This is a genomic window from Pauljensenia hongkongensis (assembly GCF_001746855.1).
GTDB lineage: Bacteria > Actinomycetota > Actinomycetes > Actinomycetales > Actinomycetaceae > Pauljensenia > Pauljensenia hongkongensis.
Genome location: NZ_CP017298.1, coordinates 1,172,547 through 1,178,843, shown reverse-complemented (window position 1 = coordinate 1,178,843; position 6,297 = coordinate 1,172,547). Strand labels below are relative to the sequence as shown.

Genomic DNA, 6,297 nt, shown 5'->3' with positions numbered 1-6,297 from the left:
CCGATGGTCCGCCCGGCGCAGACGACGAGCGCTGGGTGCCCTCAGCGGCCCCCGCCGATGCGGACACCGGGCGCGCTGCGGGCACCATCCACGACGAGATGACGATCGTGAGCTCCCGCAAGCGCAAACGCCCCGCCGCAGTCGAGGACGAGGCGCCCGGCGTCGACCTCGCCGAGCCCGAGGGCGATGAGACGATCCTGAAACCCGGTTTCCACCACTACGTCGTGGGGCCAGAGCCCACGGACACGGGAACCGCGGAGGCGAAGCCGAAGCGGTGGATCCTGTGGTGCGCCGTGGCGGCCGTGTGCGCCATCGCCGTCGGCGCGGGCGCGTGGATGTGGCTGGGCGGGCGTTCGGGCACTGCGGACGAGGATCCCTACGCCGGCCTGTCCATCGGCGACGCGCGGACCACTGGCGACTTCTCGGCGACGGGACTGCGCGTCGATACGAGCGCCACATGGGACAAGGACGTGAAGAGGACCATCCTCACACTCACCTACTCCGTCGCTCCGAGAGTCACGGTCTCCGGCGAGGTCCTGGTGGTGCTGCCGGGCGTCCACGACGGCAAGTGCGCCGCCCCGTCGGACGCGAAGAGCGCCCTCCAGCCGATCAAAGCGTCGACCGATGGGATGAGCGTCCCGTGCGGCTACCGCATCGTGCTCGCCCCCGTGGCCTACGGCCAGCAGCAGGTCGTCTCCCTGCCCGTGGACCTCGACCTGGTCGGTGAGGACGGGAGTGCACCTGCGGACTACTCCCAGTGGCTGGCGGCGGTGGACTCCGCCACCGCGTCCGCATTGTCCACGATGACGGGCACCCGTTTCCCCCTGCAAAGGGTCACGGGCATATCCGTCAAACCCGAGTCGGTGAGCCTGGACGGGACGGAGGCGACGCCGGTCCCCTACACGGTCACCGCCACGTGGAACGGGAAAGCGGACGGGACGACGGAAACGGACCTCGTCTCCTCCGAGACCCGCGATGGCGCGGAGATCCAAGCCCTCCTCGACCTGACGGGCGGCCAGGGCCTGGACGGGCTCACCCTCACCACGTGCTCGTCCGCGCGGGTCAGCGGGACCCGGGTGCTGGCCGAGCAACCCACCGACTCGTGCGACCTCGAGGCGCAGATCGGCGGACTGTCCTCCCCGAAGGCGTCATTCCAGGCGCGGATGCGCAACTCGTAGCAGACGAGTGGCCGACCGCCCAGTGCCCCGCGCCGCTTGCCCAACGCGCGGGCACTGGCGCCCGGTGTGAGCACCGTTGGCCCCTCCTGCCTGCTGCCACTCACTCGTCGTCGGGGCACGCCTCGACAGATTCCCCGCGACCCGTTCCTCGCTCCCCTGGGAAGGTCCAGGCCCCCTGCAGCGCGATGGCGTCGCACAGCGCGGTGATGGTTTCACGAATGGCGACGTGGGGGGTCGAGAACGCGATGTGCGCCAGGGCGAGGGGGTCGCCGGGCACTTCGATCCAGTAGTCGAGGAACAACATGGGGACGTCGGAGCCGCCCAGCTCGGGTGCCCCGAAACGGTTGCGGATCGCACGTAGCACGCGGTCTCCGCCGGAATCCACGACCGTGAGCTCGTCGTCGGGGGCGCTGGACTCCTCCATGTGGGCGCGCATCGTGGCGAAAGCGCCGCCCGGGTTGTCCGTCATGATCGTCCGCCAGTAGGTGACGACGGACAGCGCCAGCGTCACGGAGCGGATACGGGCCGTGGAGAAGGCGAACTCCAGTCCGCCGTTGGCCTTGGCCTGTGACGAGGCATCGTCCAGCCATGCGCGCATCTCCTGGCGCAGCAGGGCCCCCGCGTCGGAGAGTTGGCGCGTCCGGTCTTTGACGAGGCGGTGGATCCAGCGTTCGCGCTCGGCGTTGTCAGCGGTGAGGTCGATGCGCGCCCAGTCCCCGGACAGGTTGAGTGTGAAGCCCGTGGGAGCCGGCCGGGGTCCGCCGTCCTGCTCGGGGGCGCTGGTCCGGGCGGGGCCGCCCAGCTCTTTCTCGGTGGCTGCCTCGGCGTCGGAGCGGATGAGGGCGAAGAGCTCCGAGGGGAAGACGACCCGGTCGGCGCCCCCTGGGACTGGATCGACGGCGACGGAGGAGATCAGGTCCGTTCTGCGCCCCACGTAATCGACCAGACTGGCGCCGTGCCGGAAAATGAAGAGCGGACCCGTTGCCGCGAAATCGTTGAGGACTGCCGCGGCGCTCGAGTAGATGTTGAGTTCCGCTTTCGCGTCCTCGTCGGCGCGCCAGGCGATCAGGCGTAGGACTCCGTCGTCGTCGAATGCGACGGGCAGTGCGACAGGCTCCTCCGCTAGTGCTTCGAGGGCGTCTGCGGGATCCTCGTGCGCCGCCTCCAGGATCCGCGAGCCGAGGGATTGCAGTGGGGCCACGGGCAGGATGCGGTAGTCCCCCACCCGCGATCCCAGACCCGCCTGGTCCTCGCTGGCCGCCAGGGAGAAGACCAGGTCGGCGTCCACTTCGATGCGCCCTTCGGCGGCCGAGGCCCGCCCGGCCTCCCCGGTTCCAGCGGTGGTGGTATCGACCTCGATCCTGCCGACGAACGGTCCGATATCGACGGGGAGGTCGGGCAGGAGGATCTGATGGACGGGGGAGTCGTGGTCGGTTCCGCTCATAATCCCATCCTAACGGTCAGATTCGGGGCTGGAGCCCTTCGTGACGGCGGCGGGTCCCGGGAAGGGCACCGGACGGGCGGCCAATTGCCCCCCGCAGGGGGCTTGGGCGGCAGCATCTGATCGATCATGCACTGGATGCGCTCCTGCGGTTTGTTGGGCCTGGGCGCCTCAGCGGGTCCCCGTTATTCTCCGTCCCAGTGGGGAATGCGGGGGGCGGGTTCCCATGCTTTGCTGAAGCGGCGCTTGCGGGGAAGGTACTCCTCGGGGAACCACCAGCCGTTGTGGCTGGGTTTGTCGTAGCGCTCCGCGCTTCCTTCGAGGTCCAAGAGGACGCCCTGGAAGCCGGGGTACCTGATCAGGCACGATATGCCGTTCTTCGCCTTCGCTTCGACCCATTCGGCCAGGAGGCCGGAGTAGGCGGGGCCCAGCCACACCAGCCACGCCGGGATCGCGGGCAGGCCCAGGAGGCGGCCCGCCCCGTCCACCACGACCACCCGCTTCGCACTGGCCTTGCGGGTCGGCCACGCGACCCCCGACCCGCAGTCGTACCCGTAGACGAGCTCGCAAGTCGCCACCTCCGCCCCCAGGTCCTCGGCCGCCAGCGCCACGAACTCGCGCAACTCGTCCAAGCACGGCCTATCGTCCCTCTCGAAGGCGTTGACGGGGACCGTGCACGACAGCGTGTACAAGCCCGGGTGCCCGCAGTCCCCACCCCCCGCCGTGCCGTCCGAAACGGCACCAGCCCCGGGCTCGTGGAGCACGACATCCCCCCACGGCACCCCGTAGCGCATACAGAGCGCACCGCCCCCGACGACGGGCTCCACAGCGGGGCGGCGCAGGGGGCAGCACTGGGGCAGATGCCGCTCCAGCGAGTCCGCCCACTGCTCCAGCGGCGCCGCCTGCGGGCCCGGGCGCCCGTACCACGACAAGTGGAGGGCGGGAGAACCCGGCTCGCGTTTACGGGCGGAGGGGATCGGCCCGGACGCGAAGGAGTAGTACCCGCCGACGGGGTCGGTGTAGTCGATCGCGTCCCCCTGGAAGAAGGGGGCGTACACCCCGCCCACGCGTTCGGCGAGCCGGGCCAAGCCCGCCTCCACCTGGCGGCTGACCTCGGTCTCCTCCCCCTCCGACTCCAAATAGGACTCGTCGATCTCCGTGCTGTAGACGCGGGCCGAGCCGCCGAAACCACGCGCGTGGGCCACCCACCTGACGAAAGCGGGATTGACCGACAACGACGCCTCCGGGGCGATGACGAACCCGCAATCCCCGATCACCACATCCACCGCGCCCCCGCCCAACGGGCACACCCGCCCCCACCGCCCGAACACGGCCTCCACATCCTCAATACCAACCGGCCCACCAGCAATGATGTTGTACTCCATGACCCAGGACAAACCCAGCCCCCACTCCTCACTTGTAAACGAACACCAGAACAACGCACACACACGCAGACCAACCCCTACGGACCGGACCCCTGCGCGCCGTGCCCCACCTCCGCCCCGGCCACAACAGGCGCAACCGCCGGCGCACCAACCGCATGCTCCAAGGAGTGGGAGCGGGCGGTGTGCCATCAGTTGTCCTGGGTGTTGTGGTGGGGGTCGATGGTGGTGGTGAGGAGGGTGTCGATGGTGTCCCAGAAGTCGATGTCGAGTTCTGGGTCCGCCCGGGGGTGCCATAGGTCGGCGCGCCCGGGGCACTGGCCGGTGATGTCGAGGGTGACGATATCTCCGCCGGGGCCGCGGTAGAACGGGTAGCAGCCCCTGGCCCGCGCCCGCAGCCCCTCGTCGTCCAGTCCAAGGCCCGCGTACTCCCCTGTGGAGAACTCGTTGATGTCCCCCACCTGGTAGACGCCAGTGAACGGCTGAGCGCACGAGACGAAGCCGTCCAGGATGCACCTGTACAGGGGCCACACCTCCAGGGCGCGGGACCACACGGCCCGCACATTGCGCCCATACCCCGCCTCACTGCTCAGTGGCCACGACGGGCGCATGGGATCACCCCCGAAGTAGTAGGCCGTTTGACCGTCGGAGTTGACCAGCGTGTACACCACGACGTAGCGGTCCCCCCACTTGGCCACCCGCGCGCTGCGTGTGCAACGGTGCAAGAGGTCGCCGGTGCGCCACAAAGCGCCGGCAGTTGCGATCCCCATCTCCGTGGCCATACTCCCGCCACGGCTGGTGGGATCGTAGAGGCGGTAGTTCTCCCACGAGGGGCACGCCTGATCGGGGTAGGGCGGGCCCTCTACGAAGCTGACAGCGCCCCCGTAGGACATGAGGCGGTTGAGCTCGTCCAGTTTCGCCTGCTCGGCCAACTGGCGCCTCCTGCGCCACGGCAGAATAGCCATCAGCGGCCCCCTTCGTCGTCGACCTCATCGACTTCGCTGGTCGTCAGCGGTTGCCGCGTGCCGCCACCGCCAGGGTGATCGAGCAGATCCAGCAGCCCTCCGAGACAGTCGTCCACTATTTCCCAGAAGTCGATACCGAACCGGAAGACCCCGTCGCTGTCCCAGTAGTCGGCCCGCCCGGGGCAGGTGCCTACCACGTCAACGGTGAGATAGGAGTTGGAAGGGTCGCAGAAGATGTAGCAGCCCTGGGCCCGGTCGCACAGGGCGTCGTTGTCGAGCATGTCGAAGTCGACGAAGCCGCCGCTGCGGAACTCGTTGACATCCACGAGCTCGTGGAGCAACAAGGAACCACCTGTGTCGTGGAGGAATCCGTCGTGGACGTTCTCGTAGAAGGACCGCAGCTTGGGCGGGACCCGGTCCCACACCGCATGGACGTTGAAGTCGTACACCGACATGCCGCCGTACGAATCCGCCGAGCGCTTGGGCACGGATTCAGCGGGCCATGTGGGCTGGCGGGGGTTTCCCGCGCAGCAGTAGAACGTCCCGCCCTCGGGTTCAGTGAAGGTGTAGATCACCAGGTAGCGCCCGCCGTCCTCCCACACGGCCAGTTCGGCGTCCCTCCCGCACCGCCTGATGAAGTCCACAGTCTTGGGCAGCACGTCCCCCACAAAACGGTCCATCCGGTCCGCCATCACCCCCACCCGCTCGGCGGGCGACAAAGCGGGCAACGCCCGCCACTCCTCCGGCAAGGGCGCCCCCTCGGGCGGGGCCTCCTCCACGAAACGCAAAGACCCGTGCTTGTACGTGTAGGTGTTCAACTCCTCCAACTTCGTCAGCCCACACCCCTTAGACCGCGAGAACAAACCCATCAGAGCCCCCCTGCCACTAGTTTGTCGATCATGTACTGGATGCGTTGCTCCAGGATCCGCTCGATCCGCGACATCTCCGTGCACACCAGGGGCTCCACCGGATGGGCGAATCCCGACGGGCCCCGCTCGGACTTGAGCCGACCAAGATGACCTCCCCAATCAGCGAAGTAACTATCCCCACGAGACCGATTGGCCCTCATGCTAATTGCCCAGAAGTTCTCCGGCCAGTTCGCGATTTGCGACTGTTGAGCGCGGCTGAGCTTGTCGAAACCCTCCATCATCTGAATACGCTCATAGGGAACAATATGATCTGCCTCAAGCCTTAGATTCGTGTCATTCCCTGGTAACGTCCAATCCGTAGGCTCCAGCGGTTTCCCATCAGGCCCCTTAGTTAAACTCTTCTTGATCGGATCCGAAGGAGTTTTTCCAAGAATCGTCTCCCTTGGAACATCTGGTCCACTG

General features: G+C 67.8%; 6 protein-coding genes. 1 reads left to right on the top strand and 5 read right to left on the bottom strand.

The genetic code is table 11. The annotated features are described in order from the left end of the window. The coding region (locus BH719_RS09625) for a hypothetical protein (protein ID WP_009743656.1) at nt 1-1,178 on the top strand (1,178 nt) is incomplete at its 5' end. Nucleotides 1,179-1,278: 100 nt separating this feature from the next. On the opposite strand, the gene BH719_RS04910 is transcribed toward BH719_RS09625, so the two are convergent. From BH719_RS04910 to BH719_RS09840, 5 genes are all read right to left on the bottom strand, one after another. Next, nucleotides 1,279-2,622 (bottom strand): hypothetical protein, encoded by a 1,344-nt coding sequence (locus tag BH719_RS04910; protein WP_009743655.1) that lies wholly within the window; start codon nt 2,620-2,622, stop codon nt 1,279-1,281. A gap of 182 nt (nt 2,623-2,804) precedes the next feature. Continuing rightward, entirely contained in the window at nt 2,805-4,004 is a 1,200-nt protein-coding gene (locus tag BH719_RS04905) for a hypothetical protein (protein ID WP_009743654.1), read from the bottom strand. Nucleotides 4,005-4,192: 188 nt separating this feature from the next. Next, nucleotides 4,193-4,966 (bottom strand): hypothetical protein, encoded by a 774-nt coding sequence (locus BH719_RS04900; protein ID WP_009743652.1) that lies wholly within the window; start codon nt 4,964-4,966, stop codon nt 4,193-4,195. Continuing rightward, entirely contained in the window at nt 4,966-5,835 is an 870-nt protein-coding gene (locus tag BH719_RS04895) for a hypothetical protein (protein WP_009743651.1), read from the bottom strand. Before BH719_RS04895 ends, BH719_RS04900 begins: the two co-directional genes overlap by 1 nt. Beyond that, nucleotides 5,835-6,297 (bottom strand): hypothetical protein (locus BH719_RS09840; protein ID WP_216818687.1); only part of this gene is annotated, 463 nt, incomplete at its 5' end. The genes BH719_RS09840 and BH719_RS04895, both read right to left, overlap by 1 nt.